This is a genomic window from Tsuneonella flava (assembly GCF_002870965.1).
GTDB classification, from domain to species: Bacteria; Pseudomonadota; Alphaproteobacteria; order Sphingomonadales; family Sphingomonadaceae; genus Tsuneonella; species Tsuneonella flava.
Genome location: NZ_PHSO01000005.1, coordinates 86,495 through 112,943 on the forward strand (window position 1 = coordinate 86,495; position 26,449 = coordinate 112,943).

The following is a 26,449-nucleotide window of genomic DNA, read 5'->3' on the forward strand; positions in this document are numbered from 1 at the left end:
CTTTACGGAACCCCCCGCCGTCTCGTGGATTATGGGTTAACCGTTGAAAGATTTACGAAGCAAGCGCAGCGCACGCTTCCAGCGATAAACCGGCTGCTGAACGCGCCGAGTCGTTGAACGGAGGCTTCAGCCCACCCCTAAAGTGCCGCCGAACCAGCCGAATCCAGAGATTTTCTGCCGATTCACCAAGCGATTCAGCAATCGCCCCAAGATACCTGGCGCCGACCGCGACATGGCGGATTTCATCGTCAAGGATTCGCTGAAGCAGCCGCGCGCCCGCTTCGTCGCCCTGCGCCCGTACCCGGTCGCGCATGGCGGGCGTGACATCCAGCCCGCGCGCCTCCAGCACCATCGGCACCACAGCCAGCCGCGCGGCGACATCGTGCGCGGTTTCCTCCGCCGCCTGCCACAGCCCGTCGTGCGCGGGCAAAGCGCCATAATGGCTGCCCAACTGGCGCAGCTTGCGATCGATCAGCGCGAAATGCATCGCCTCGTCCGCGGCCACCGCCAGAAAATCGCTGACGAATTCCGCCCCCATCTCTGCGCCGAACCGCCCCGCCATATCGAGCGCGAGATCGATGGCGACGAATTCGATATGCGCCAGCGAATGCCACAGCGCGATCCGCGCCCGTTCCGATCCCCCGCGCCCGCGCTTGGGCATGCGGTTGGGTGCCAGCAGCTCCGGCGCTGCGGGCCGCGCCGGGCGGTCGGGCATCGCCGCATCGAACCCCCACGCCAGCCGCCCCAGCCGCCAGTCGCGCGCAACCTGCCGCGCCGCGAACACCTTCGCCTGCGGATCGGCGGTCAGCAGCGCAGCACGGATCGCCGATCCAACAGCGGCGGGCGCGGCGGGCGGATTGGCGGCGGGCGGGTCTGCGGCGATCGGAGACGCGGTCATGGATGGCGGATTGCTCAAAGCGCCTTCGCGGCCTCCAGCACTTCCTGCGCGTGGCCCTTGACCCGCACTTTGCTCCAGATGCGGGCAATCGTGCCATCTGCGGCCAGCAGATAGGTGCTGCGGATCATGCCCATGTAGGTCCGGCCGTAATTCTTCTTCTCGCCCCACACGCCCAGCGCATCGGACAGGCCGCCTTCTTCCGCATCGGTGGCCAGCGGCACCTTCAGATCCTGCTTTTCGATGAAGTTGCGGTGTTTTTGCGGCGAATCCTTGCTTACCCCAAGCAATGCGACCCCGTGTGCGGCGAATTCATCCGCCAATGTGGTGAAATCCTTCGCCTCGGTGGTGCATCCGGGGGTATTGTCCTTTGGATAGAACCAGATAACCGCCTTCTTTCCTGTCAAAGATGATGGTGAAATGGTGCCACCGTCGGGCGTTTCCATAGCGATGTCGGGCATCTTGTCGCCCACTTGCGGGAAAGTCATGTCAGGTCGTCTCCAGTTTCTCGTCGAATGCCGCGGCCCAGGCGGCGGCCACTTCCTGCCGCGCCGCTGTAAAGGCATGTAAAAGCGCCGTAAAATCACTCTGCCCACATGCCTCGGCCAGCGCCTGCGCCGCATCCGCACCGGGCTCCGCAAGGTCGGGCGACAGCAAGCGGCCCGCCACCAGCAAGCGGGTCATCAACTGCCGCGCCTCCACCACGGCGGGCGGCAGAAGGCCCTGCCCTACCAGCTCTTCGACAGCAATTCCCAGCCGTGGATTGAAAGCCGTGCGTTCGCGTAATTGCAGGTAATGTATCAGGAATTCCAGATCGACCAGTCCGCCGCGCGCCAGCTTGGCATCAAGCGGACCCTTGGCCGGTTTGTGCCGCGCCATCTCTGCGCGCATCTTCAGCGCATCGGCCCGCAGCTTCTCCGGGTCGCGTTCCTGATGCAGCACACTGTCGATAGTCGCTTGTAATTGCTGGCGAACTTCGCTCGACCCGGTCAGCGGGCGAGCGCGCGTGAGCGCCATATGCTCCCACGTCCACGCCTCATTTTTCTGATATTGTTCAAAGCTTTGGAAGCTAACCGCCAGCGGCCCCTGCGCGCCCTGCGGCCGCAGCCGCGTATCCACTTCGTACAGCGCCCCCTCCGCCGTCGGCACCGACAGCGCCGCGCTGACCCGCTGCGCCAGACGGTTGAAATAGAGCGTGACGCCGAGCGGCCTGTCCCCGTCCGACTCTCCCTCAAAATCGCCGGAAAACAGATAGATAACGTCAAGGTCGGAGGCATATGTCAGCGCCCCGCCACCGAACCGGCCCAGCCCCAGCACGACCAGTTCGCGCCCCGGCACGCGCCCATGAACGCGCGCAAACTCCTCCTCCGCTGCCGCCTGCGCCACCAGCAAGGCGGCCTCTGCCGTCCGCGCCAGCGCGGTGGCGATTTTCAAAGGATCGTGAATAGCTGCAATGGTTTGCAAGCCAAGAGCGAAGCGTTCTTCCCCCGTCACGATACGAATTCGATCGAGCTTGCGTTCGTAATCGTCGCCCGCTTCGCCCCGCTCCATCTCCGCAGCGAGCTCCTCGACACTGCCCGGCAGATCGAGCGCGGTCTTGTCGATCAGCGCATCGAGCAATTCGGGCCGCCGCCCCAATGCATCGGCCAGCGGCGGCGCAAGTATCAGAATTCGCACGAGTTGATCGAGCAGAGCCGGGCGCGCTTCCAGCAAGCGGAACAGGTTCAGCGCGCTCGGCGCAGCGGCCAGCACCCGTTCCCACCGGTTGATCGCCTGCACCGGATCGGGTGCCTTGGCGAACCGTTCCAGCAAGGCGGGCAGCAACGCTTCGAACGCACCCCGCGCCGCTTCGGATCGCAAGGCACGGATGCGGCCATCGCTCCATCCTTCGATCCGTTGCGCGAGTTGCGCCGCCTGAGGAAAGCCAAGCGTTTCCAGCTTATTGGCCAGCGCATCCCCCGCTACCGCAGTTGTTGAGCCGCCTTCGGCATCGTCCGCGATCAGGGCGTCGTATCGCTCTGCCACTTGCCCCGTGATCGCTTCCAGTTCAGCGATCAGCGCCGCCCCGTCCGCCAATCCATCGAGGCGCGCAACATTGTCCAGCGCATCGCCCGCAGGCAGCACGTGGGTCTGATGATCCTCCACCATTTGCAACCGGTGTTCGATCGTCCGCAGCCGGTCGTAACTTTCGCCCAGGATACGGGCGTCCTCGCGCCCGATCCGCCCCGCTTCCGCCAGCGCATCCAGCGTCGCCCGCGTACCGCGCAGCCGCAGTGAGGGATCGCGACCGCCGTGAATAAGCTGATGGGTTTGCGCGAAAAATTCGACTTCGCGAATACCGCCCCGCCCCAGTTTCACATTGAAGCCCGGCCCCGGCGCGGAAGGCCCGGCATGGCTGGCCCGTATGCGCGCGGTCAGCCGCCGGATTTCGACTATAGCCCCGAAATCGAGGCTCCGCCGCCATACGAACGGGCGGATCGCCGCCAGAAAATCCTCTCCCGCTACGACATCCCCGGCGCAGGCACGCGCCCGGATAAAGGCCGCCCGCTCCCACGCCAGTGCGGAGCTTTCATAATGCGACAACGCCGCATTGACCGAGATCGCCAGCGGGCTGACTTCCGATGCCGGGCGCAGTCGCAAATCGACCCGGAAAACATAGCCTTCGGCGGTGTTTTCGCTCAACATCCGAACAATTTCACGGGCGTAGCGCTGCGCTGCCTCGCCCGGTTCGTCCCGCTCGCGCCGCGGCAGGGTATCCGGGTCGTAGAGCAGGATCGGGTCGATATCGGAACTGTAGTTCAGTTCCCCCGCACCATGTTTGCCCAACGCCAGCGCAATCATCCCGGCAGGCTCCGCATCGGGCACGCGGCTGCGGATAGTGGCGGCAATCGCGCGGTCGAGCGCCCGGTCGGCCAGCGCCGATAACTCGCTGGTAATCCGCAACAAAGGAAACGCCCCTGCCAGATCGCCAATCGCCAGCGCCGTCGCCAGCGCCAGTCGTTCGCGGCGCAAGGCGACGCCCGTATCCTCGATCCCGTCACCCGCCGACTTAGCCAGCGCCAGTGCCCCTTCACCGTCGCCGGCAGCCAGCAAGGCCGCCAGTTCCGGCTGCCGGTCAAGCGCACGGGCAAGGAATGGCGCATGGTTGCGCGCCCGCTCTATCGCTGCTGTCCAGTCTCCACTCATCGCCCGCGTCACTGCCCGTTTGCCCGCAACGGCGCAAGAACCTGCCCTTGCCCTTGGCCCCGGCCAATGCATAAGAGTGCAGGCAAAGGAGATTTTCCGGTATGATCCGCACCCTGTTCGTTGCAACAGCCACGCTCGCGCTTGCTGCATGTGCCACTACACCGGCGCCGGAAGCGCCCACCGCATCGCTCACCAGTGCCGAAGAAGCGGTGGCTCCGTCGATCCCGATCATGAAGGCCATGACCAAACGCCTTTCCGCCGACGATTTCGAAGGGCGCGCACCCAGCACCGCGACAGAGCCGAAAGTGCTTGATTACATTGAAGCCGAATTCAAAAAGGCAGGCTTGCAACCGGGCAACAATGGCCAGTGGTTGCAGGAAGTGCCGACAGTGGAAATCACCGGCAGCCATTATACGCCGATGGCGATCACCGGCGGTTCGCAGCCGCTGTCGTTTGCATTTGGCGATCAATATGTCGCCACCAGTTACCGCGTTACTCCGCATACCCGTGTCGAGAACAGCCCGCTGGTCTTCGTCGGCTATGGCATCAACGCCCCCGAACTGGGGTGGAACGATTATGCCGGGGTGGACATGAAGGGCAAAACCGCCGTCATCCTCGTCAACGATCCCGACTATGCGATGGAAAGCCAGGACGGGCTCTTCAAAGGGCGCCGGATGACCTATTACGGACGCTGGACCTACAAATTCGAAGAGGCAGCGCGTCAGGGTGCCGCCGCTGCGATCATCGTGCACGACACCTTCCCCGCCGCCTATGGCTGGAACGTCGTCAATTCGAGCTGGACCGGCGCGCAGTACTATGTCCAGAAACCGAACAACGCGATGGATCAGACGCAGGCCAATGGCTGGATACAGAAGCCTGCCGCCGAAGCGATCCTGAAAGATGCCGGGATGGATCTCGCTACGCTGACCGCAGCCGCGCAGAAGAAGGGATTCAAGGCGGTACCGCTGGGCCTCAATGTCAGCTTCGGGTTCGACAATGCGATCCGCAAATCGACATCGCATAACGTGGTCGGCATCCTGCCGGGCAAGACCCGGCCCGACGAATATGTGCTCTATTCCGCGCACTGGGACCACCTGGGCCGCTGCACCCCCGATGCCACCGGCGACGATATCTGCAACGGGGCCGTCGACAACGCCACCGGCGTCGGCGCAATCACGGCACTGGCCGATGCCAGCCACCGTGCGGGCGGTGCCGAACGCAGCCAGGTATTTATTGCGCTGACGCTGGAGGAATCGGGCCTGCTCGGTTCGGAGTACTACGCACAGAACCCGATCTATCCACTCAACCGCACCGTTGGCGGCGTGAATATCGATGCACTGCTGCCCGGCGGACGGGTGCGGGATTATGCGATGACCGGTGGCGACAAATCGGACCTCAACGACCTGTTCCGGCAGGCTCTGAAAGAACAGGGGCTGGTCGAAGCCCCTGAAGGCACACCTGAAAAGGGGCACTATTACCGTTCCGACCACTTCAGCCTTGCCAAGCGCGGGGTGCCGATGTTCACCGCCGGACGTGGCAGCGACTGGGTCGATGGCGGCAAGGAAGCAGGCGAGGCCGCAGAGGAAGAATACACCAAGCACCACTACCATGCGCCGAGCGACGAATGGTCGGACAACTGGAACTGGGCCGGGCTGGCGCAGGATCTGGCGCTCTATTACCGTCTGGGGCAGATGCTGGCCAACGGCGACACATGGCCCAACTGGCGCGCCACCGACGAATTCCGCGCCATTCGCGACAAGTCCTGTGCCGCCCATTCGGGCGGCTGCTGATCCTGCCGACCGGATACGCCAGATGACCGCACGTATGCCGCCCGAATGGGCTCCGCAGGATTGGCTGTGGATCGGTTTTCCGCACGATGCGGACGAATGGCCCGGCTTCCTCGAACCGGCGCAGGAACAGATCGCTGCATTCGCCAATGCCGTGGCGGAAAGCGGGCAGGACGTGCGCCTGCTGGTGCGCGATGGCGCCAACGAAGCGCGAGCGAGATCGCTCCTCTCCGGCGCGGTCAGGCTGGAACGGCGCGTTTATGGCGATGTCTGGTTACGCGATACCGGCCCCTTAGTGCGCGAGGACGGATCGGCGCTACGCTGCCGTTTCAACGGGTGGGGCGGCAAATACCTGATGGATGGCGACCAGACCATCGGTGCGGAGCTGGCGCGCGATGCAGGCCTGCCCGTGGTGGAGAGCGACTGGATTTTGGAAGGCGGCGCACTCGATGGCGACGGCACCGGGCTGGTCGCCACCACCGAACAGTGCCTGCTCAACCCCAATCGCAACCCCGATCTTTCGCGAGATGATATCGAGGCACGGCTCGCCCGCGACCTTGGGTTCGACCGGGTGCTGTGGCTGGGTGACGGACTGATAAACGATCACACCGACGGACACGTGGATAATCTGGCCCGTTTCGTTGGCCCTAACAGGCTGGCTCTGCCGCGCGCCACAGGGCCTAACGATCCGAATGCCGCGATCTACGCCGATGCCAGGGCGCGCGCGCAGGACTTCGGGGTGGAGGTATGCGAAATCCCCTCACCCGGCCTGATTACCCGCGGCGATTGGGTCGAACCGGCCAGCTACGCCAATTTCGCTATTACGAGTCATCTGGTCGTCGTGCCGACATTTGGTTCCCAGCACGATGAAGACGGTGTCGCTGCTATCGCGGAGCTGTTCCCGGACCGGGCGACCATTGGCCTGCCGGGAGATGCGGTGCTGGCAGGCGGCGGCGGGTTCCACTGTGCCAGCCAGCAGATGCCGCGCCTGCGATCACACGGACACCCTTAACTTAACCACTCGTTAGGAAACCGGGCGCACAATGGTCGCATGGCCACGGCAATCGCCCTTGCAAAAACAACCTTGGAGCATCGCGCATTCGCAATGGCGCGTACGCTGATCGTTAGCGGGTGCGCCCTCGCCCTGATCTTCGCCGATCGCGCGTTGCCGTTCTGAGTTAGCTGAGCAGCTTCACCAGCGCCACAGCCGCCGCAGCGGCCAGCATCAGCGCGACAAAGCTGCGCCACAGCCTGTCGCTGACTTTCCCGAATGCCTGCGAGCCCAGCCAGTTGCCCACCAGCACCGCCGGGAACAACAGCGCCGCCAGCACCAGATAGTGCCACTCCAGCACCCCCAGCGCCGCACCCGAAACGAGGCTGCTGGCCGATGCGATGGTGAAAATCAGCAGCATCGACGCCTTTGCCACATGCCGCGGGATAGCTCTGCCAACATAGTATGGCACGACAGGCGGACCGGGCATCCCGGCAAAACCAGTCAACAGCCCAGTGGCAATACCTGTTGCGCCAGTGTGCAAATGCCCCGGCAAATCCGCTGCGCGCTGCGGTAGCAGGATTGCAGCAAACGCTGACAGCGCGACGAAAGCGATCAGCACGCGGGCAATATCCGGGGGCGTGATCGAGAGGAGCCACAATCCAGGCGCAACCGCCAGAACAACCCATGCGGCGATGATCAATGCAGACCGCTCCGCATGGCGGGCGATGAAACGCGCGTCGCTCAGCCCGATCAGCACCGACACACCATTGGTGACCAGCACCGCCTCCACCGGAGTAACCGCCAATGCCAGAACCGGCACCAGCAGGATCGCCATGCCGAACCCGGCCAGCCCGCGCACAAACGCCGCAACAAACGCAGTCGCCAACGCCGCGACAATCTGAATAAGGGTAAACCCGGCGAGTGCGATCACATGCGAAGGTCCGTCAAGCAGATCAACGCAGATCGGGCGGTGTCGCCTCGCCCTTCAGCATCGCAATCGCTTCAGCGAGCGGGAGAACTTTCTGCTGCTGCTCACCCAATGTGCGGATCGCGACTGTGCCCTCGTCCGCCTCGCGCTTGCCGACGACCAGCAAGTGCGGAACTTTCGCGTGGCTATGTTCGCGCACCTTGTAGTTGATCTTCTCGTTACGCAGATCGGTTTCGGTACGAATGCCCGCCGCCGTCAACTGCGCGGCGACATCGTTGGCATAGTCATCCGCGTCGGACACAATCGTTGCGACAACTGCCTGCGTCGGTGCCAGCCATAGCGGCAGGCGACCTGCATTGTGTTCGATCAGGATGCCGATAAACCGTTCATACGAACCGAAGATCGCACGGTGCAGCATGACCGGACGATGTTTCTCGCCGTCTTCCCCGACGTAGCTGGCATCGAGCCGTTCGGGCAGCACTCGGTCCGACTGGATCGTGCCAACCTGCCAAGTGCGGCCGATGGCGTCGGTAAGGTGCCATTCCAGCTTGGGCGCATAGAACGCGCCTTCGCCCAGCAGCTCTTCCCATCCGTATTCTTCGGTCGCCATGCCCGCATCGGCCACGGCCTGACGCAGTTCGTCCTCAGCCTTGTCCCAATCGGCATCGGAGCCGTACCGCTGCTCAGGCCGCAGAGCCAGTTTGACCGAATAGGTAAAGCCGAAGTCGCGATAGATCCGGTCGGCCAGTTCGCAGAACTTGCGGACTTCATCAACGATCTGATCTTCCCGGCAGAAAATATGCGCGTCGTCCTGCGTGAACTGACGCACACGCATCAGGCCGTGCAGCGCCCCATGCGGTTCGTTGCGGTGGCAACAGCCGTTTTCGTAAATCCGCATCGGCAGATCGCGATACGATTTGATGCCCTGCCGGAAAATCAGCACGTGCGCCGGGCAATTCATCGGCTTCAGCGCCATCCACGCCGCATCGTCCGACACCAGCGGCCCTTCGTCTTCCACATTGGGCACTTCGTCGGGGATGACGAACATATTCTCGCGATATTTGCCCCAGTGGCCGGACTGTTCCCACTGGCGGGCATCCATTACTTGCGGGGTCTTTACTTCGCGATAGCCCGCCGCATCGATCGCGCGGCGCATATATGCTTCCAGTTCACGCCAGATGCGGAAGCCCTTGGGGTGCCAGAACACGCTGCCGTGCGCTTCTTCCTGCAGGTGGAACAGGTCCATCTCCCGGCCCAGTTTGCGGTGGTCGCGCTTGGCGGCTTCTTCCAGCCGATGAAGGTGTTCGTTAAGCTGCTTCTTGTTGAGCCAGCCAGTCCCGTAGATACGCGTAAGCTGCGCGTTGTTCTGGTCGCCGCGCCAGTAAGCGCCCGCCACTCGCATCAACTTGAACGCCTGCGGATCAAGCTTGCCCGTGCTTGGCAAGTGTGGGCCCCTGCACATGTCGAGCCAGTCTTCACCCGACCAGTACACCGTCAGGTCTTCACCTTCCGGCAGTTCTTTCGCCCATTCGGCCTTGAACACTTCGCCTTCCGATTGCCAGCGGGCGATCAGATCTTCGCGGTTCCACACTTCGCGGCGCAACGGTTTGTCAGCCGCGATGATCCGCCGCATTTCTTCTTCGATGGCGGGCAGATCGTCCATGCTGAACGGATCGCGACTGTCGGGCGCCTTCACGTCATAATAGAACCCGTCATCGGTCGCGGGACCGAACGTGATCTGCGTTCCCGGCCACAGCGACTGAATCGCTTCGGCCAGAACGTGCGCGTAATCGTGGCGCGCCAGTTCGAGGGCATCCGCCTCGTCGCGCGCGGTGACCAGCGCCAGTTGCGCGTCGCCATCGAACGGCCGCGTCAGATCGCGCAGTTCGCCGTCGACCCGCGCTGCCAGCGCCGCCTTGGCCAGCCCCGGCCCGATAGAGGCCGCAACATCGGCAGGCGTAGAACCAACCGGCATTTCCTTTACCGATCCGTCAGGGAGAGCGATCTTGAGCAGTTCCGTCATCGTATCCGTCCATTTGGTATGGCGCGCCCATGACACAGGCAGGCGCAAACCGGAAGGCGTCGGATTACAATTCGCGAATTCGGGAGGTGACGCCATGCCGCCCGAACCCGGGCGGCAGGAGCCGTACCTAGCGCACGACCGCCTGCCCCCGGATCGCGGGGGTAGTGGTGGTAGTGGCACGAATTTGCATCATCGCGCTGGCATATAGGCACGAAAGGTTAAGCGGTCGAGGCCTATCGGTTGAATGAGCGATACGGCCCCCAGTCGATCTAAGCCTCCGCAAACTTGCGCGCGCCATAGTTCGCGCTCATCCGGCGAGTTTTGGCCAACACGTCCGACCGCTTGCGGATCGTATCCATGAACCGCCATTCACTGCTGGCTCGTTCAGGTGTCAGCTCCACTGCCATGTAACCGCGGTTCGCGGTTTCAGCCCATTTGAGATCGGGGCTGCTGGCGACCAGTTCGCGGGCGGTGTCCTGTGGCTTCTTCCAACCGAGATATGCCTCGGCGCCAGGGGATGTCACCGAATGCCCGGCGAATTCCACCCCGGCTCCATCCAGTTCGCACGCCCATGCATTGTGACTGTCGCCCGACAACACCACCAGATTGGCATCAGCCTCTTTCGCTGCATCCAGCAGGCGTTGCCGCGCGGCAGGATATCCGTCCCATGAATCGAGGTTGAAGGGGATGCCGACTTTCGACGCCAGAACGCCCGCTGCGAGCCGCTGGCGAACATAGTCGGGCGTATCTGCGGATAGCCCTTCGGCAACTTCTGGCGGAAGGAACAGCGATCCCATCACTATCTGTTGCACCAGCACCTGCCACTTGCGACCGGCACCGACGGACTGCTTCATTCCGGATGACAGCCACTGCTGTTGATCTGCCCCCATCAGATTACGTGCCGGATTTTCCCAATCGCGCGTTTTGAACGCTTCCAGCGCCGCCTGCATGTGCGCCGGATCGGTGTCTTTAAGAGCGGCAGCCAGATCGAGTTGCTTGTCACGCCCGGTCAGTCGGGTTTCCAACCGGAACAGCGTCGCCAGATCGCCGATGTCGTAGCTGGCCCAGTTGGCATCGCTGACCGGCATCCATTCACGATAGGCGCGCATGGCAGCAGCCTTGCGAACACTCCATTCGCCTTCGGTGTCGGGTTGGTGATTTTCGGCCCCGCCCTTCCACGAATCGTTGGCGCTTTCGTGATCGTCCCACACCGTAATCGTGGGATAGATCTGGTGCAGTCGCGCAAGATCGGGATCGCGGCGATAGCTGGCATAACGCGCCCGATAGTCGGCAAGATGGATCGTTTCGCCAATTGGCTCTGGCAACCGCCCGGCAACCGCCTGAGCCTTGGAAGGGTAGTGGCCGTAATCGTATTCGTAGAAGTAGTCGCCCAGATGCACGGCAAGATCGAACGCATCCTGTTCGCAAGCATGGCGATAGGCATTGAACCAGCCAAATCCCATGTTGGAACAGGAAAACACCGCCATGCGAAACTTGTCGGTCGCCCCATCGGGCAAAGTGCGGGTTCGGCCAACGGGGGACATCGCTCCATTCGGTGCGACAAACCGATAGAAATACCAGCACCCCGGCTCCAGCCCGGCGGCCACTGCCTTGGCGCAACAATCGTGTTCAGGGGATGCTTCAACGGTGCCACCGGCAACGATCGCCCCAAAATCCTGCCGATCGCTCACTTCGAATTGTAGCGTTGTGGGATGAGGCGCAACGAAACGGGTCCATAGCAAGACAGATCGCGCCGCAGGTTCGCCGCTGGCGATTCCGTGGGTAAAACCGCTGCCGAACGGCGCCCCCGCCTGTGCTGCCAGCGGTGCAGCCGCGAGTGTCCCGAGCGACAACGCACTCATTCCAAAAAAACTGCGGCGTGTCAGAGGCGAAGCGGCAGGCAAGGCCGCGTTAGGCTGGTCAGTCATACCTCAACGCTAGGCCCCGATAGCGACGGAATGAAGACACAATATCGCCAAGCGTCATCGACATTATGTATAGCAAACTTGACACCTCACCTTCGCATGTCTAGTAAGCTTTACATATTGAAGAGGAACATTGACATGACAACCATCCAAAGGAGCCTTGTGCTTGCTGCCGCCATGCTTCTGGCCGCACTGGCTGCGATTTTCGACATCATCCCTGCTGCGTTTGCGGAATATACACCGCTTGGTTTGCTGGTGTTTTTGCCGTGGGCCCTGTCAGGGGAGCGCCAATGCAGCCTGAGGAAGAGCAAGGAATCCTGAGCGATGGCAGGGATCGTGGATAAAATCGCAGGTCGCCGGCCCTGGATGTGGGCGCTGGCATTTGCCGGAGCGATGGGGATTGTCGCATGGTTCGAACACCGCCATGTCCTTGGCGGCATCCGCTCCCTCCCGTTTGTAGCGGCAGGTTGCCTGTTTCTGATTCCACTGGCAAAATCGGCCAACAATTGCGCCTCGGCCAGTGGGACTCTTACGCCCGCCATGCGCCAATATAACCGGCGGATGATGATATGGGCGGTCTCGTATATCGTATTGCTCGGCGTTGCGATGTCGATCCGCAACAATCTCGACCCGCAAGGGCCGCTACTATGGCTGATCGCAGTTCTGCCCAGCTTGCCCATGTTGTTCTTCATCTGGGCAATGGTGCGATACCTGAAGGAAGAGACAGACGAGTATCTGCGGTTACGCAACACACTAAGTGCCTTGTTCGGGCTTGCGCTGCTGCTTGGCGTTGGAACGTTCTGGGGCTTTCTCGAAGCGTTCAAGGTCGTTCCGCATGTCGATGCATGGTGGGTTGTTCCGGTGTGGGCAATGGGCATGGGTCTCGCCAATGTCTTTCAGGTGATGCGCGACCGCAAAGGCAACGATCAATGAAAAACCGGCTCAAAGTATTGCGCGCCGAGCGCGACTGGAGCCAGCAGGATTTGGCTGAGCGGCTGGAAGTCAGTCGACAGTCAGTCAATGCCATCGAAACAGGGAAGTACGATCCCTCTCTCCCCCTCGCTTTTCGTATCGCGGAGCTGTTCGGCCAACCGATAGAGGCAATCTTCCTGCGCGATTGACCGCAGGGGCCGCATAGGACCATTGTGGCATGATGCACGACATTCAATACCACAGTTTCGACGACGGTCGCCGGCTCGCTTTTCGCCATTGCAGCGGCAGCGGCCCGGCAATCGTGTTTCTGCCCGGCTATATGTCGGACATGGACGGCAGCAAGGCCACTGCGCTGTTCGACTGGGCGCAAGCGAACGGGCGCGAATGCCTGCTGCTCGACTACTCTGGATGCGGCCGTTCGAGCGGCGACTTCGCCGATGGTACATTGTCGACGTGGCGGGATGAGGTCGCCACTCTGATCGATGCCTATACCTGTCATCCGGCTATTCTGGTCGGATCTTCAATGGGAGGCTGGTTGATGTTGTTGGTGGGCGAAGCGATTGGCCACCGTTTGCACACGCTCGTGGGTATCGCCGCAGCGCCGGACTTCACCGAATGGGGCATCGACGCCGCCGCCAGAGCGAATCTTCTGAATGGGGAAACGGTATACGAAAAGAACCCCTACGGCCCTGAGCCGACGCCGACTCACGCTACATTCTGGGCCGATGGGCAGGCCAACCGGCGCCTTATCGGCGAAATCGCGCTCGATTGCCCGGCACGCTTGCTGCACGGGCAGCAAGATAACGATGTCCCGTGGGAGATTTCGCTACAACTGGCACAGGCGCTGCGTTCGACCGACGTTCACCTGACACTTGTCAAAGATGGCGACCATCGACTGTCGCGCGAACAAGATATCGCCTTGTTGTTGCGGACAGTGGCCACCATCTGAAGGTTTGCCATGCTTACTCTCCTCCTCCCAATTCTGATGCAGGTCGGCCCGAACCCTTCTGTTGGCCTCAGCCCCATCGAACAACTCGACATGAACAATCGCCCGCCGCGCACCCGCGCCAACCGAGATGCCCAGGAGCGCACGCCCAGCGCTCTGGAAACCTGCCTCGACACAGCGCGCACCGCGCCGGAAAAGGCACATGCCATCTCGGTCGAATGGATCAAGCGAACCACCGGAGAGCAACGCGCTGCAGGCGAACATTGTCTGGGGGTCGCGGCAGGCAATATGGGCGAATGGGACGCTGCCCGCGCAGCTTTCATCGCTGCCCGTGCGGATGCCGAAGATGCCGCGTTTCGCACACGGATGAGCGCACTGGCAGGCAGCGCCGCGCTCGCTTCCGGGGATGCGGCAGGCGCTCTTGCACTGCTCGATGCAGCGAAGAACGAAGACCCACTCGATCCGTCAGTGAGAGGGGCCATCGCTCTTGATCGCGCCTCGGCCCTTGTGGCGCTCGACAGAGCCGACGACGCCACTTCCGCACTAGCCGAAGCGCGCGCTGCGATGCCGGGTGATCCGCAAACCTGGTTGCTTTCAGCTACGTTGTCCCGGCGAACGGGCGACCTTGCCACTGCTCAGGCACAAATCGAAAAGGCCGTATCACTCGATCCGCAAGATCCGGCCATCGGACTGGAAGCGGGCGTGATCGCCATACTGGCAGGGCACAGCGAAGCGGCCCGCAAGTCGTGGCAGTCAGTGATGGAAACCGCACCTGACAGCGAACAGGCGCAAACCGCCAAAGATTATCTCGCTCAAATCGGAGAAGGCGCGCAATGATTCCGCTGTCAGTCCTCGATCTCGTCCCCGTTCGCGAAGGTGGTACATTGGCAGAGGCATATTCTGCCACCGTTTCATTGGCGCAAGCTGCCGAACGATTGGGATACAAGCGGTTCTGGATCGCCGAACATCACGCGATGGAAGGGATCGCAGGTGGGGCAACATCGGTCGTTATCGGCCATGTCGGCGCCGCGACGCACACGATCCGCCTCGGTGCCGGCGGGATCATGCTACCCAACCATAATCCGTTTGTGATTGCCGAACAGTTCGGCACCCTCGATGCTCTGTTCCCCGGGCGCATCGACCTTGGACTGGGTCGTGCGCCTGGCGCAGGGCCAGAACTGCAACGCGCCCTGCGGAAAGACCTGCACCGTGCCGCCGAAATGTTCCCTACTGACGTGGCGGAACTGCGCGCCTTGCTAACCGGGGAGCCGGAACTGCCACTCCGCGCCACCCCAGGTTATGGATCGAATGTCGAAATGTGGATGTTGGGCTCCAGCCTTTTCGGAGCCCAACTCGCTGCGAAGCTTGGCATGCCCTATGCTTTCGCCAGCCATTTCGCGCCCGACCACCTGGATGCGGCGCTGGCGCTGTATCGCGAGCGGTTCGAGCCATCGCGATGGCTGGACAAACCGTATGCGATGGCGGCGATGACCGTATTTACAGCCGAAACCGATGCCGAAGCGGAGCTGATCGCCAGTTCGCAGCAACAGAGTTTTGTTCGTTTGCGGACCGGCAATCCGGGCAAACTGCCACCCCCGGTAAAGGGGTATATCGACACGTTGCCTCCACAGGCCCAGGCGATCCTGGCCAATATCGGACAGGCAAGCGCTATCGGATCACCGGACACAGTCCGCGCGTCAATCGGGCGTTTTATCGAACGCACACAGGCAGACGAAATCGTCGTTTCCGGTGCAACCTTCGATCCGGCGACACGGGTTCGTTCGCTCGAATTAACGATGGAAGCCCTGGCCTGAAAATTTGGCGTCAGTCCCCTCTGGCCCCCGTCACCCATTCAGGCCTAAAGGAGAGGACGAGCCGCTCGAACGCTACGTCACTGCTGCCTTGCAGTCGCGCAAGCACGGGCCTATCACAGCCAGATTGCTGCGCCGTGCAGCAATAATATAACAGGGCTCGCAAGACATTTGGCGGGCCGACGGAGCACTACGGATGTCCGCTGAAGCAGCTGATTCTACTTCTGGTTCCACTTCACGCATATCGACCGATGCCGCACTGGCGAAGTCTCTCGCCCGCCTCATTCGCGATTCGTTGCTGCCGGGGGATGAACCGCTGAGCAAAGCCCGCGTGGAAGATGTCGCGCAATTCCTGATCGAATCAGCGGCGCAGCGCGGACCCGGCGAACCGTCTATCACGCTCAATTCGGCATCGGGCGACCGGCGATTCATGCGTCTGGCTCTCGTCAACGATGATATGCCGTTTCTGGTCGATTCGATTGCGGCCACGATCGCGGCACACGGAATTTCGATTGATCAGTTGGTTCACCCTGTCGTTCGCATGAAGCGGACCGATTCAGGCGAACTGGCGGAAATCCTTTCATGTGAAGCTGAAAGCGGCCAGCACGAGTCGTTGATTTATATCGAAACACCGCGTGTCGATGCACGCCAGCGCCGGGCGCTCGAAAAAGATCTACGGACAACGCTTTCAGACGTCCGCGCTGCCGTAACCGACTGGCAAAAAATGCGCACCGCGATGCTGGACGATGCAGCCAGTGTTACCGATACCGAAGGTGCCGCTCTGCTGCGCTGGCTGGAAGGCGGCATGCTGACACAGCTCGGTCATGTCACACGTCGTCGCGATGGCAGCCATTCGACAATGCTGGGCATCTGCCGCAAAAGCGCAAAGGAAATCCTCGCTGACGCATCGTTTGACCGTGCCTTCGCGTGGTTCGATGGATGTGGCCGAGAAACAGCACGTAGCCCGCTGATTATTAAAGCGAACCGCATTTCCAATGTTCATCGCCGGGTCCCGCTCGATCTGTTCATCGTGCCTGTGTTCGAAGGCGATGAGGTGACCGCACTTTCGATCCACGCGGGCGTCTGGACCAGTTCCGCGCTTGCCGCCGCGCCCGGCTCGGTGCCACGTCTACGCACTCAACTCGCTGAGCTGAATGCCAAGTTCGGGTTCGATCCCAACGGCCATGCAGGGAAATCGCTGGTCCACGCGCTGACCATGCTGCCACACGATGTGCTGATCGGTTTTTCCGACGCGGACATCGAACATGTCGCAACCACTATGATGAGCCTGGTCGACCGTCCGCGCCCGCGGCTGGTTCTGGTGGAAGCTCCGCTCAGCCGTCATCTGTTCGCATTCGTCTGGTTACCGCGCGATCTGCTGTCGACGCAGGTCCGCACACGCATTCAGGAAATGCTCGAAACCGGCGCAGGCGCTGTGGCGCTTGACTGGAGCTTGCAGGTCGAAGGCGGCAATCTGGCGATGATCCGCTATGTGCTCGATTATCGTTCGGGCGAAGGTTCGCCCGATGCCGCGACAATCGAAGCGAGCATTCAGGCTTTGCTGCGCGGCTGGAGCGAAGCGGTCGAAAGCGAACTGGCGACGGATGAAGACCCCGCTCGCGCTGCTGCTCTCGCTACTCGGTTTGCCGATGCTTTCCCGACTGCCTACCGCGCCGATTATGGCCCGGCAGAGGCCGCACAGGATATTCGCCGTCTGCGTCGGCTTGCCGCCCATCACGAGGATGGCCCCACCACCGCGAGCACTGCCCCTCAGCGCGATGTACGTCTGTATCGCCACGAAGATGATCCGTCGAACCGACTACGCCTGAAAATCTATCAATCGGAAGGCGCTTTGGCTCTTTCCGATGCCGTGCCGGCGTTGGAAAACTTCGGATTTCGCGTATTGGAAGAAGTGCCTACTTTTCTCGATGAAGGAAAGCTGGGCACCATCCACGATTTCACGCTCGGACTGAACGAAGCGGATGATACCGAACAGCTTCTCGGTCGCACGCCACAGATCGAGGAAGCAATCGCTGCCGTACTCAATGGCGGGGCGGAAGATGATCCGTTCAACCGCCTCGTAGTCGGCACCGGGCTCGAAGCGCGCGAGGCTGACTGGCTGCGCGCGTTCTATCGCTATCTGCGTCAGGCGGGAATCGGTTACACGATCTACACTGTCGTCGATGCACTACAACGGGCGCCCGACGTTACTCGCGCACTGGTCGGCCTGTTCGCGGCCGAACACGATCCGGCATTCGCGGGGGACCGCAAAGCAGCCGCAGAGGTGCAGGAAGAGGCGATCCGCAAGGGCTTGCTTAATGTCGCTGCAATCAACGACGATCGGCTGCTGCGGCTCTATCAGGCTCTGATCGGCGCAATTCTGCGGACCAACGCTTTCGCCCCCGCTGCGCGCGAAGCTTTGGCCTTTAAGATCGATTCACACCTCGTTCCGGGCCTGCCCAAACCGATTCCGTGGCGCGAAATCTTCGTTTATTCGCGCCGTTTGGAAGGGATTCACTTGCGCGCTGGGCCCGTGGCACGCGGCGGCTTGCGCTGGTCCGACCGGCGCGACGACTTCCGCACCGAAATCCTTGGTCTGATGAAAGCGCAGCGTGTCAAAAACGCGGTGATCGTGCCGACAGGGGCGAAGGGCGGTTTCTATCCCAAGCAATTGCCCGATCCCACGCGCGACCGCGAAGGCTGGGCTGCTGAAGGCAAGGCCAGCTATCAGGCGTTTATCCGCACTCTGTTGTCGATCACCGACAACCTCGTCGATGACAAGGTCGTTCATCCGCGAGAAGTTGTGATTCGCGACGGTGACGATCCTTACTTCGTCGTTGCCGCAGACAAGGGAACTGCCTCGTTCTCCGACGTTGCCAATGCCATTGCTGAGAGCCAGAACTTCTGGCTCGACGATGCATTCGCCAGCGGCGGCTCCAACGGATACGACCACAAGGCAATGGGCATCACCGCCCGCGGCGCATGGGTTTCCGTCACGCGTCACTTCCTCGAAATGGGTATCGACGTCCAGAAGGATCCGGTGCGCGTGGTTGGCTGTGGCGACATGTCGGGCGACGTGTTCGGCAATGGCATGTTGCTGTCCAAATCGATCAAGCTGGTTGCAGCTTTCGATCACCGCCACATCTTCCTCGATCCCGACCCTGACGCGGCTGCAAGCTGGAAAGAGCGCAAGCGGCTGTTCGATCTGCCCCGTTCGAGCTGGGAGGATTACGATCCCTCACTGATTTCCAAAGGGGGCGGCGTATTCGCTCGCTCGCTCAAGAAAGTTCCACTGAGCAAGCAGGTTCGCGAGGCGCTCGGTATCGACAGTAGCGAACTGGAACCGGAAGCACTGATTTCCGCCATCCTGAAAAGCCCGGTCGATCTGCTGTGGTTTGGCGGGATCGGCACTTACATCAAGGCCTCGACCCAAAGTAACGCGGAGGTTGGCGATCCGGCGAACGACGCATTGCGGGTGAACGGCGCAGATTTGCGTGTTCGCGTCGTCGGAGAAGGTGCCAATCTTGGAGTCACCCAGGCCGGGCGGATTGAGTTTTCGCTGAATGGCGGCCGGATCAATGCCGACTTCATCGACAATTCCGCCGGGGTCGATTGTTCGGATAACGAGGTCAACATCAAGATCGCGCTGGCCGCCGCCCGCCGCGCCGGTCGCCTTTCGGAAAAGAGCCGCAATGCCTTGCTGGTCGAAATGACCGACGAGGTGGCGCAGCTTGTTCTGGAAGATAACCGTTTGCAAGCGCTGGCATTGTCTATCGCTGAGAGCGGAGGCAGCAAAGCGGTGGCCGCTCAGATCCGTCTCATCGAATCTCTGGAAGATCGCGGCTACCTCGATCGCAAGACCGAGGGGCTGGCTGATAGCGAGACACTAAACCGCAGAGCAAGCGATGGTGCAGGCCTTACCCGGCCTGAACTGGCCGTTCTGCTTTCATCGGCCAAGCTGGCATTGCAGGATGCGATAGAAGGTAGCGATCTTCCCGAAGATCCGCAGGTAGAGGCCCTGTTGCTCAACGCATTCCCCGAACCGATGCGTAGCAAGTACCGTACATTCATCGAAGGCCATCGCCTGCGGCGCGAAATCATCGCCACCAAACTGGCAAATCGGATCATCAACCGACTGGGGCCGGTCCATCCGTTCGAACTGGCGGAAGAGGAAGGAGCGGGGCTGGCCAACATCGCCAGCGCGTTTGTCGCTGCTGAACACCTGTTCGCTATCGACGCGCTGTGGGACCAGCTGGAAACTGCCAGGATGCCGGAAATTGCCCGCATCGTGCTGTTCAACCGCGTCGCCGTCGCTATGCGGAGCCAGATGGCCGACCTATTACGTGCCGGGGCCGGGCCGCTGTCACCCAGCAAGCTTGTGGGTGATATCGGCAAAGGTGTGAAGCATCTGGCCAAAGACACGGAAGAGTTGCTCGGTGCCGAATCGCTCCAGCATTCTGCCCGATTGCGCGCCGAATTGATCGAGGTAGGTGCCAGCGAATCGTTAGCAGGCGAAGTTACGCACCTGTTCGATCTCGATGGCGCTGTCGGCCTTGCCCAGCTCGCGCGGGAGGTCGATATCGCCCCCCGCAAACTGACCGGCGCATTTACCCTCCTTGGCGCACAACTCGGTCTCGACTGGGCGCAAGGCGTGGCGGCACTGATGAACCCGTCCGACGTGTGGGAACGCCTGCTCGTTGCCGGGCTAGCCCGCGATTTTCAGCAGATGCGGCTGGAGTTTCTTAGCCGCATCGCCCGCCGAAAAGATGCAAGGGCCGATCCAACCGCAGCAGTCGATGCGTGGACGGAGACTCACGCCGACGGGATTCGCCAATTCCGTTCGATGATCGCACGCGCGCAGGCTCACAGCCCGGTTTCACCGGCCATGCTGGCCCAGATCGCAAGCCAGGCGCGCAACCTGCTGGGGCGCTGACATCGCACCTATCCGGCGATTCATCTTGCAGAATCTACAAGCACGCTTGACCTGAAGGCGATTTGCCTCAAGTCAAGCGCGCATGGAGAGTGCAGACATCGTCATCGTCGGCGCAGGGCACGGCGGCGCGCAAGCCGCTATCGCTTTGCGTCAGCAGGGTTTCACTGGCTCGATCATGATGATCGGACGCGACAGTGAACCGCCTTACGAGCGGCCGCCGTTGTCGAAAGAATACCTTGCGCGGGACAAGCCGTTCGAACGCATCTACATTCGTCCGCCTCAGTTCTGGGAAGAACGCGAGGTTACTCTGCGACTTGGCAATGTGGTAACTGGCGTCGATCCGCAAACACACACCGTCAAGCTTATGGACGGGACGGAAATCGGTTATGGTAAGCTGATCTGGGCAGCGGGTGGCGATCCGCGCCGCCTGTCGTGCGCGGGGGCCGATCTCAATGGAATCCACGCAGTACGCGATCGCGCCGATGTCGACCGGATGATGGCGGAGCTGGATGACGGCGCGAAGCGTGTCGTTGTAATCGGCGGCGGCTATATCGGGCTGGAAGCGGCCGCTGTGCTGACCAAACTGGGATGCAAGGTAACCCTGCTCGAAGCGCTTCCTCGCGTGCTGGCGCGGGTCGCAGGCGAAGATCTTTCACAGTTCTATCAACAACAACACACTGCCCACGGAGTCGACCTGCGAACCGAAGCAATGGTCGACAAGCTCGAAGGTGAGAATGGCTGGGTGCGCCGCGTCGTGCTGGCTGACGGGAGCAGTGTCGAGTGCGATATGGTCGTCGTCGGGATTGGTATCGTGCCCGCAGTCGGCCCGCTGATCGCAGCGGGGGCAGCCGGGGCCAACGGGGTCGATGTGGACGAGCATTGCCGGACTTCGCTGGAGGACGTCTATGCGATTGGCGACTGCGCGGCCCACGCCAATCCATTCGCAGACGGAGCGGTGATCCGGCTGGAATCTGTCCAGAATGCCAATGACATGGCAACCACCGCCGCCCGCGATATCATGGGTGAGCCGGTTCCTTACAACGCTCTGCCGTGGTTCTGGTCAAATCAGCACGATCTCAAGTTGCAGACCGCCGGGCTATCGCTCGGTCACGACACGACAGTGCTGCGTGGCGATCCGGCAGATGGGAAATTTTCCGTTATATATCTGAAAGATGGTCGTGTAATTGCGCTCGATTGCGTGAATTCGACCAAGGATTATGTGCAGGGTCGCAAACTGGTGGAAGCCCGCATTTCCCCCAATCCCGACGTACTGGCCAATCCGGAAATCCCTTTAAAAGAGCTGGTTTAGCGCCCACTCTGCCGCTTCAGCCACCACCGGATCGGGGTCGGCGGTCAGAGCGCGGACCTGCGGCCCAAGTGCCTGATCGCTGCTATTCCCTGCGGCAATCAGGCAGTTACGGACGAAGCGATTACGCCCGATCCGCTTGATCGGACTGCCGGAAAACAGCGCACGAAATCCCGCGTCATCCAACGCGAGCAATTCCAGCAACTTAGGCGCCACCAACTCGGCCCGAGGCAGGAAAGCACGATGGGTTGCTGCACTGCTTGCAAACTTGTTCCAGGGGCAAACTGCGAGGCAATCGTCACAGCCATAAATGCGATTTCCCAATGCCTTACGAAACTCATGCGGGATCGGTCCGGCATGTTCAATTGTGAGGTAAGACAGACAGCGGCGCGCATTCAACTGATAGGGTCTCGGAAATGCACTGGTAGGGCACGCTGTTTGACAGCTAGAGCATGATCCGCAGCGATCGTCATGCATCGCGTCGGGCGTGAATGGCAAAGTGGTGTAGATCGCGCCAAGAAACAGCCACGATCCATGTTCGCGGCTGACCAGATTGGTATGCTTGCCTTGCCAGCCGATTCCGGCGGCCTGCCCCAACGGCTTTTCCATCACCGGCGCGGTATCGACAAACACCTTCACCTCCGCCCCCGGCGCTTCGGCCACCAGCCAGCGAGCAAGGCGCTTAAGGGCCTTCTTCACGGTGTCGTGATAATCGCGGCCCTGAGCATAGACCGAAATCCGCGCACGATCCGCCTGATCGGCCAGCGCCAGCGGATCATGGTGCGGAGTATAGGCCATGCCCAGCGCGATCACGCTGCGCGCATCGGGCCACAGCCCTTGGGGAGAGCGCCGTTCATCGGCACGGCGTTCCATCCATTCCATCGCGCCGTGGTGTCCTTCGCCCAGCCATTCGGCATAGCGGCGGGCACGCAGCGGGTCTTCGGCGGCAGAGGCAAAGCCCACCGCGACGAAGCCTTCGTCGCGCGCACGCCCGGCTGTGCGGGTACGCAGTTCGTCGATTTCCAGTCGTTCAACCAAACTTGGTCTTGCTCCCATGCACCATCCACGGCTAGTTCGCACGTCATGGACGCCGCGCCAAGCGTAACTCCCGTTTCCGAAAACGACATGCGCCCGCTTGCGATTGAGGCACGCGGGCTGGTCAAGCGATTTGACGGTACGACTGCGGTCGACGGGGTCGATATTTCTGTGCCCGAAGGGGCGATCTACGGCATCCTTGGCCCCAATGGGGCGGGTAAGACCACGACCTTGCGAATGCTGCTGGGGATTATCGATCCCGACGAAGGGGTTCGCAAGGTATTCGGCCATTCGCGCCCGCACGATATCGGCCGCCTGATCGGATACCTGCCGGAAGAACGCGGGCTGTATCCGGCGATGAAGGCGGTGGACGCCATCGGTTTTCTGGGTGCCTTGCGCGGAATGCCATTGGCGGAAGCGACCGCGCGCGGGCGCGAGCTGCTCGAAGAAAACGGCCTCGGCCACGCCGCTGACAAGCAGATTCGCCAGCTATCGAAAGGCATGGCGCAGACTGTGCAATTGCTGGGCACACTGGTGCACCGGCCCAGACTGGTCGTGCTGGACGAGCCATTCAGCGGGCTTGACGCACTGAATCAGGGCAAGCTGGAACGGATGATCCGCTCTTTGGCAGAAGACGGGACGACGGTGATCTTCTCCACCCACGTTATCGCCCATGCCGAACGGTTGTGCGAAGGGGTGGCGATCATCGCCGGGGGGAAAGTGCCCTATGCCGGCAGCGTGGACGCAGCGCGAGACCGAATCCCGGCACAGGTCCGCCTGGAAACCCGCGCCCGCGAAGGGGCATGGCGCGCCGCCTTGCCTGCCGATGCCCGGCACGAAGGCGATTACTGGTATTTCTCACTGCCCGACAGTGGGATCGAACCTCTGCTGCGCGCACTGATCGAAGGCGAAGCAGGCATCCTGTCGCTATCGATCGAGCGGGCCGGGCTGCACGATGCCTTTGTCCATATCGCAGGCGAAGCGGCGGCGCGCGCTCTCGAAGAAGGCAATGCGGCGGAGCAAGGCCAATGATCGGACAGACCGCACCCGCTGCCCGCCTGTCACTGTTGCGCGCTGCGTTCGTTATCGCCCGACGCGATTTTCTGGCGATCCTGCTGTCGAAGGCGTTTTTCTTCTTCCTGCTCGGCCCGATCATCCTGATCGCAGTCAGCGGCGGAGCCGGGGCGATCGGTGCCAAGGCCGCGAAAAATGCCCATCCGGCGCAACTCGCCGTGGCAATGCCGACAGAGCAGGCCCACGCCTTCGCCGCTGCCCATGATCGCATCGATCCGCTGGTGTCGCTGCCCGCAATCACGCTGGTCGATCCGATGCAGGCCAGCGACCCTGCCGCGCTGCTTCAGCGCAGTGGCGAAAACTACGGCGCTGTACTGACCGGTTCGCTGACGCAGCCGGTGCTGACCGGTACAGAAGATCAGATCAGGAAATGGCAAGGCGAAGTCGCGCTGCTGGCTGCCACTGCGTCGGGCGCGGACCAGCAGTCCTTTCCGCGGGTCGTCACCGAATCGACAACGACAAGCGGTGCCGCCAAGAAAAGCGCGCGGGCAGGCACCGCGACCGCCGCGCTGACACTGCTGTTCCTGCTGACGATGTTGCTGGCAGGCATGGTGCTGTCGAACCTCGTCGAAGAAAAGGCGAACAAGATTATCGAAGTGCTGGCCGCGTCGATCCCGATGGACGCGGTTTTCCTCGGCAAGCTGTTCGCTATGCTGGCGGTCAGCTTTGTGGGAATCGCGGTCTGGGGCGGTATCGGGCTGGCGATTATGGGGGCGACAGGCGGATTGACGGCATCCCTGCCCGTTCCGGCGGTTGGCTGGCCGCTGTTCGTTGTGCTGTTCCTGCTGTATTTCGCAATGGCTTACCTGATTATCGGTTCGGTCTTCCTCGCTATCGGTGCGATGGCCCCGACTGTGCGCGATGTGCAGACCTTGTCGATGCCGGCCACGATGCTGCAACTGGGCGTGTTCTTTCTGGCGACATATGCCAGCACCGATCTGGGATCGCCGGTCGAGCTGGCCGCTGTGATATTTCCGCCCAGCTCCCCTTATGCGATGATTTCGCGCGCAGCGCAGGTGCCGGATCTGTGGCCGCACCTGGTGGCACTGGCATGGCAAGCGATGTGGGTGGTGCTTTTCGTGCGTGCCGGGTCCGCCATGTTCCGCCGCCGCGTGATGAAATCCGGCCCGCAGCAGAGCGGAAAACGCAGCCTTTTCGGCAAGTTTGCGCGCTAAGCCGGACAATAGATCAGTCGCAATCGGCAACTGACTATTGACAGTGCGGTAAGTAACGGCAGGATAGGCTCCGACAGAGGCGTCCCGATATGGAGTCGCCCGACAGGAGAGAATGCGATGGCGACTCAGGCAGCCGAAAAGCCCACCACATGGCGCACCGAGCCGCGCGCGGTCGATGCGCTCGATGCAGCGCTCAAGGCCAATCCGCAGGCAATGCCGGTGCACCCGGAAAAATGGGATGTCAGCCGCAGCGATATCTACGTGGAAGATCGCTGGCAGCCGATCTTTGCCGAAATGCGCGCGGCAGGCGATCTGCACAAGATCGAAAACAGCCCATACGGCCCGCACTGGAACGTCGTAAGCCACAAGGCGATCCAGCATATCGAAGCGCTGCCTGAGCTGTATTCTTCAAGCTGGGAATATGGCGGCATTACGATCCTCGACCGGATGGACGATGCCCAGCTTGAAGAGCTGGGCCGCGAACGGTTCGAACTGCCGATGTTCATCGCGATGGACCGGCCCAAGCATACTGGCCAGCGTCGCACCGTTGCCCCCAAATTCACGCCAAGCGCAATGGCCGGAATGGACGATGAGATCCGCCAGCGCACCGGCGAGCTGCTCGATTCGCTGCCACGTGGCGAGGTGTTCGACTGGGTGGACAAAGTCTCCATCGAATTGACCACCGGCATGCTGGCGATCCTTTTCGACTTCCCCTGGAAGGATCGCCGGCTGCTCACTTTCTGGTCCGACTGGGCAGGCGACACCGAAATCGCTCTGGTCCGCGAACTGGACGATCAGCGGATGGATATCCTGCGCGAAATGGCCGCCTATTTCCAGCAGTTGTGGATCGAACGCGCCAACAAGGAGCCCGGCCCGGATCTGATTTCGATGATGATCCATTCCCCGGCAATGAACCAGATGGACCCGCAGGAATTCATGGGCAATCTGGTGCTGCTGATCGTGGGCGGCAACGACACCACCCGCAATACCATGAGCGGGATCATTCATGCCTTCGACAAATTCCCCGATCAGCGCAAACTGTTCGAAGAAGATCCCAGTCTGATTCCCAACGCAGTGCAGGAATGCATCCGTTACCAGACCCCGCTGGCCCATATGCGCCGCACCGCCACCGAAGACAGCGAATTGTTCGGCCAGACTGTGAAAGCGGGCGAGAAGCTGATCCTGTGGTATCTTTCCGCGAACCGTGACGAAACGGTATTCGAAAACGCAGACAAGCTCGATATCACGCGCGAGAATGCCCGGCGTCACCTCGCCTTTGGCTATGGCATCCACCGCTGCGTTGGCGCGCGGCTTGCCGAAATGCAGCTCCGCATCCTGCTCGAAGAAATGCACAAGCGTCGGATGCGGGTGCATGTCGCAGGCGATGTGGAGCGAGTGCGGGCAAACTTCGTCCACGGGTTCCGCAAGCTGGAAGTGGAAATCACCGAATTTTGATCCCCGCGCGACGGGGGCGGGCGTTCAGCGCAGGTTATCGCCA

At 61.7% G+C, this 26,449-nt stretch carries 20 protein-coding genes; 13 read left to right on the forward strand and 7 right to left on the reverse strand.

What is annotated here, in order from left to right:
- Window positions 1–52 precede the first annotated feature (52 nt).
- From CV013_RS07480 to CV013_RS07490, 3 genes are read right to left on the reverse strand one after another with little or no spacing between them, the layout of a single operon-like run.
- Entirely contained in the window at window positions 53–898 is an 846-nt protein-coding gene (locus CV013_RS07480) for a ferritin-like domain-containing protein (protein ID WP_102154665.1), read from the reverse strand.
- 14 nt (window positions 899–912) lie between these two features.
- Window positions 913–1,383, reverse strand: coding sequence for a peroxiredoxin (locus CV013_RS07485; protein WP_102154666.1), 471 nt, complete (start codon window positions 1,381–1,383; stop codon window positions 913–915).
- Window position 1,384: 1 nt separating this feature from the next.
- Window positions 1,385–4,081 (reverse strand): bifunctional [glutamine synthetase] adenylyltransferase/[glutamine synthetase]-adenylyl-L-tyrosine phosphorylase, encoded by a 2,697-nt coding sequence (locus CV013_RS07490; protein ID WP_102154667.1) that lies wholly within the window; start codon window positions 4,079–4,081, stop codon window positions 1,385–1,387.
- A 101-nt stretch (window positions 4,082–4,182) separates the two neighbouring features.
- Here CV013_RS07490 and CV013_RS07495 point away from each other — a divergent pair, with 101 nt between their 5' ends.
- On the forward strand, window positions 4,183–5,871 hold the full coding sequence (locus CV013_RS07495; protein WP_102154668.1) for a M28 family metallopeptidase: 1,689 nt from the start codon (window positions 4,183–4,185) through the stop codon (window positions 5,869–5,871).
- Window positions 5,872–5,893: 22 nt separating this feature from the next.
- On the forward strand, window positions 5,894–6,880 hold the full coding sequence (locus tag CV013_RS07500) for an agmatine deiminase family protein (protein WP_102155097.1): 987 nt from the start codon (window positions 5,894–5,896) through the stop codon (window positions 6,878–6,880).
- Window positions 6,881–7,046: 166 nt separating this feature from the next.
- On the opposite strand, the gene CV013_RS07505 is transcribed toward CV013_RS07500, so the two are convergent.
- The 3 genes from CV013_RS07505 to CV013_RS07515 all read right to left on the reverse strand — a co-directional run bounded on the left by CV013_RS07505 (window position 7,047) and on the right by CV013_RS07515 (window position 11,741).
- A complete protein-coding gene (locus CV013_RS07505; RefSeq protein WP_102154669.1) occupies window positions 7,047–7,793 on the reverse strand; it encodes a sulfite exporter TauE/SafE family protein in 747 nt (248 codons plus the stop codon).
- A 22-nt stretch (window positions 7,794–7,815) separates the two neighbouring features.
- Window positions 7,816–9,813: a threonine--tRNA ligase gene (gene thrS / locus CV013_RS07510; protein ID WP_102155100.1), complete on the reverse strand. Its 1,998-nt coding sequence runs from the start codon at window positions 9,811–9,813 to the stop codon at window positions 7,816–7,818.
- 269 nt (window positions 9,814–10,082) lie between these two features.
- Entirely contained in the window at window positions 10,083–11,741 is a 1,659-nt protein-coding gene (locus tag CV013_RS07515) for an alkaline phosphatase D family protein (RefSeq protein ID WP_223805160.1), read from the reverse strand.
- A 135-nt stretch (window positions 11,742–11,876) separates the two neighbouring features.
- Here CV013_RS07515 and CV013_RS07520 point away from each other — a divergent pair, with 135 nt between their 5' ends.
- From CV013_RS07520 to CV013_RS07555, 8 genes are all read left to right on the forward strand, one after another.
- Window positions 11,877–12,059, forward strand: coding sequence for a hypothetical protein (locus CV013_RS07520; RefSeq protein WP_123639889.1), 183 nt, complete (start codon window positions 11,877–11,879; stop codon window positions 12,057–12,059).
- Window positions 12,060–12,062: 3 nt separating this feature from the next.
- Entirely contained in the window at window positions 12,063–12,671 is a 609-nt protein-coding gene (locus CV013_RS07525; protein WP_102154672.1) for a hypothetical protein, read from the forward strand.
- The gene (locus CV013_RS07530; protein ID WP_102154673.1) at window positions 12,668–12,859 is read left to right on the forward strand and encodes a helix-turn-helix transcriptional regulator; all 192 of its coding nucleotides are present in this window, start codon (window positions 12,668–12,670) and stop codon (window positions 12,857–12,859) included. The genes CV013_RS07525 and CV013_RS07530 overlap by 4 nt, the downstream gene beginning before the upstream one ends.
- A gap of 32 nt (window positions 12,860–12,891) precedes the next feature.
- On the forward strand, window positions 12,892–13,620 hold the full coding sequence (locus tag CV013_RS07535) for an alpha/beta fold hydrolase (protein WP_102155101.1): 729 nt from the start codon (window positions 12,892–12,894) through the stop codon (window positions 13,618–13,620).
- A 9-nt stretch (window positions 13,621–13,629) separates the two neighbouring features.
- Complete coding sequence (locus CV013_RS07540; RefSeq protein ID WP_102154674.1) at window positions 13,630–14,454, forward strand: tetratricopeptide repeat protein; 825 nt, start codon at window positions 13,630–13,632, stop codon at window positions 14,452–14,454.
- Complete coding sequence (locus CV013_RS07545; RefSeq protein WP_102154675.1) at window positions 14,451–15,431, forward strand: LLM class flavin-dependent oxidoreductase; 981 nt, start codon at window positions 14,451–14,453, stop codon at window positions 15,429–15,431. The genes CV013_RS07540 and CV013_RS07545 overlap by 4 nt, the downstream gene beginning before the upstream one ends.
- Window positions 15,432–15,624: 193 nt before the next feature.
- Entirely contained in the window at window positions 15,625–20,361 is a 4,737-nt protein-coding gene (locus tag CV013_RS07550; protein WP_102154676.1) for an NAD-glutamate dehydrogenase, read from the forward strand.
- An 82-nt stretch (window positions 20,362–20,443) separates the two neighbouring features.
- On the forward strand, window positions 20,444–21,670 hold the full coding sequence (locus CV013_RS07555) for an NAD(P)/FAD-dependent oxidoreductase (protein WP_102154677.1): 1,227 nt from the start codon (window positions 20,444–20,446) through the stop codon (window positions 21,668–21,670).
- Here the strand turns inward: CV013_RS07555 and queG are convergent.
- The gene (gene queG / locus CV013_RS07560) at window positions 21,653–22,723 is read right to left on the reverse strand and encodes a tRNA epoxyqueuosine(34) reductase QueG (RefSeq protein WP_102154678.1); all 1,071 of its coding nucleotides are present in this window, start codon (window positions 22,721–22,723) and stop codon (window positions 21,653–21,655) included. The genes CV013_RS07555 and queG overlap by 18 nt on opposite strands.
- Window positions 22,724–22,750: 27 nt before the next feature.
- On the opposite strand from queG, the gene CV013_RS07565 reads away from it, so the two are divergent.
- The 3 genes from CV013_RS07565 to CV013_RS07575 all read left to right on the forward strand — a co-directional run bounded on the left by CV013_RS07565 (window position 22,751) and on the right by CV013_RS07575 (window position 26,406).
- Window positions 22,751–23,734, forward strand: a complete 984-nt coding sequence (locus CV013_RS07565) for an ABC transporter ATP-binding protein (RefSeq protein WP_102154679.1) — start codon at window positions 22,751–22,753, stop codon at window positions 23,732–23,734.
- Window positions 23,731–24,951, forward strand: a complete 1,221-nt coding sequence (locus CV013_RS07570; protein WP_102154680.1) for an ABC transporter permease — start codon at window positions 23,731–23,733, stop codon at window positions 24,949–24,951. The genes CV013_RS07565 and CV013_RS07570 overlap by 4 nt, the downstream gene beginning before the upstream one ends.
- Window positions 24,952–25,068: 117 nt before the next feature.
- Window positions 25,069–26,406, forward strand: coding sequence for a cytochrome P450 (locus CV013_RS07575; protein WP_102154681.1), 1,338 nt, complete (start codon window positions 25,069–25,071; stop codon window positions 26,404–26,406).
- Window positions 26,407–26,449 lie beyond the last annotated feature (43 nt).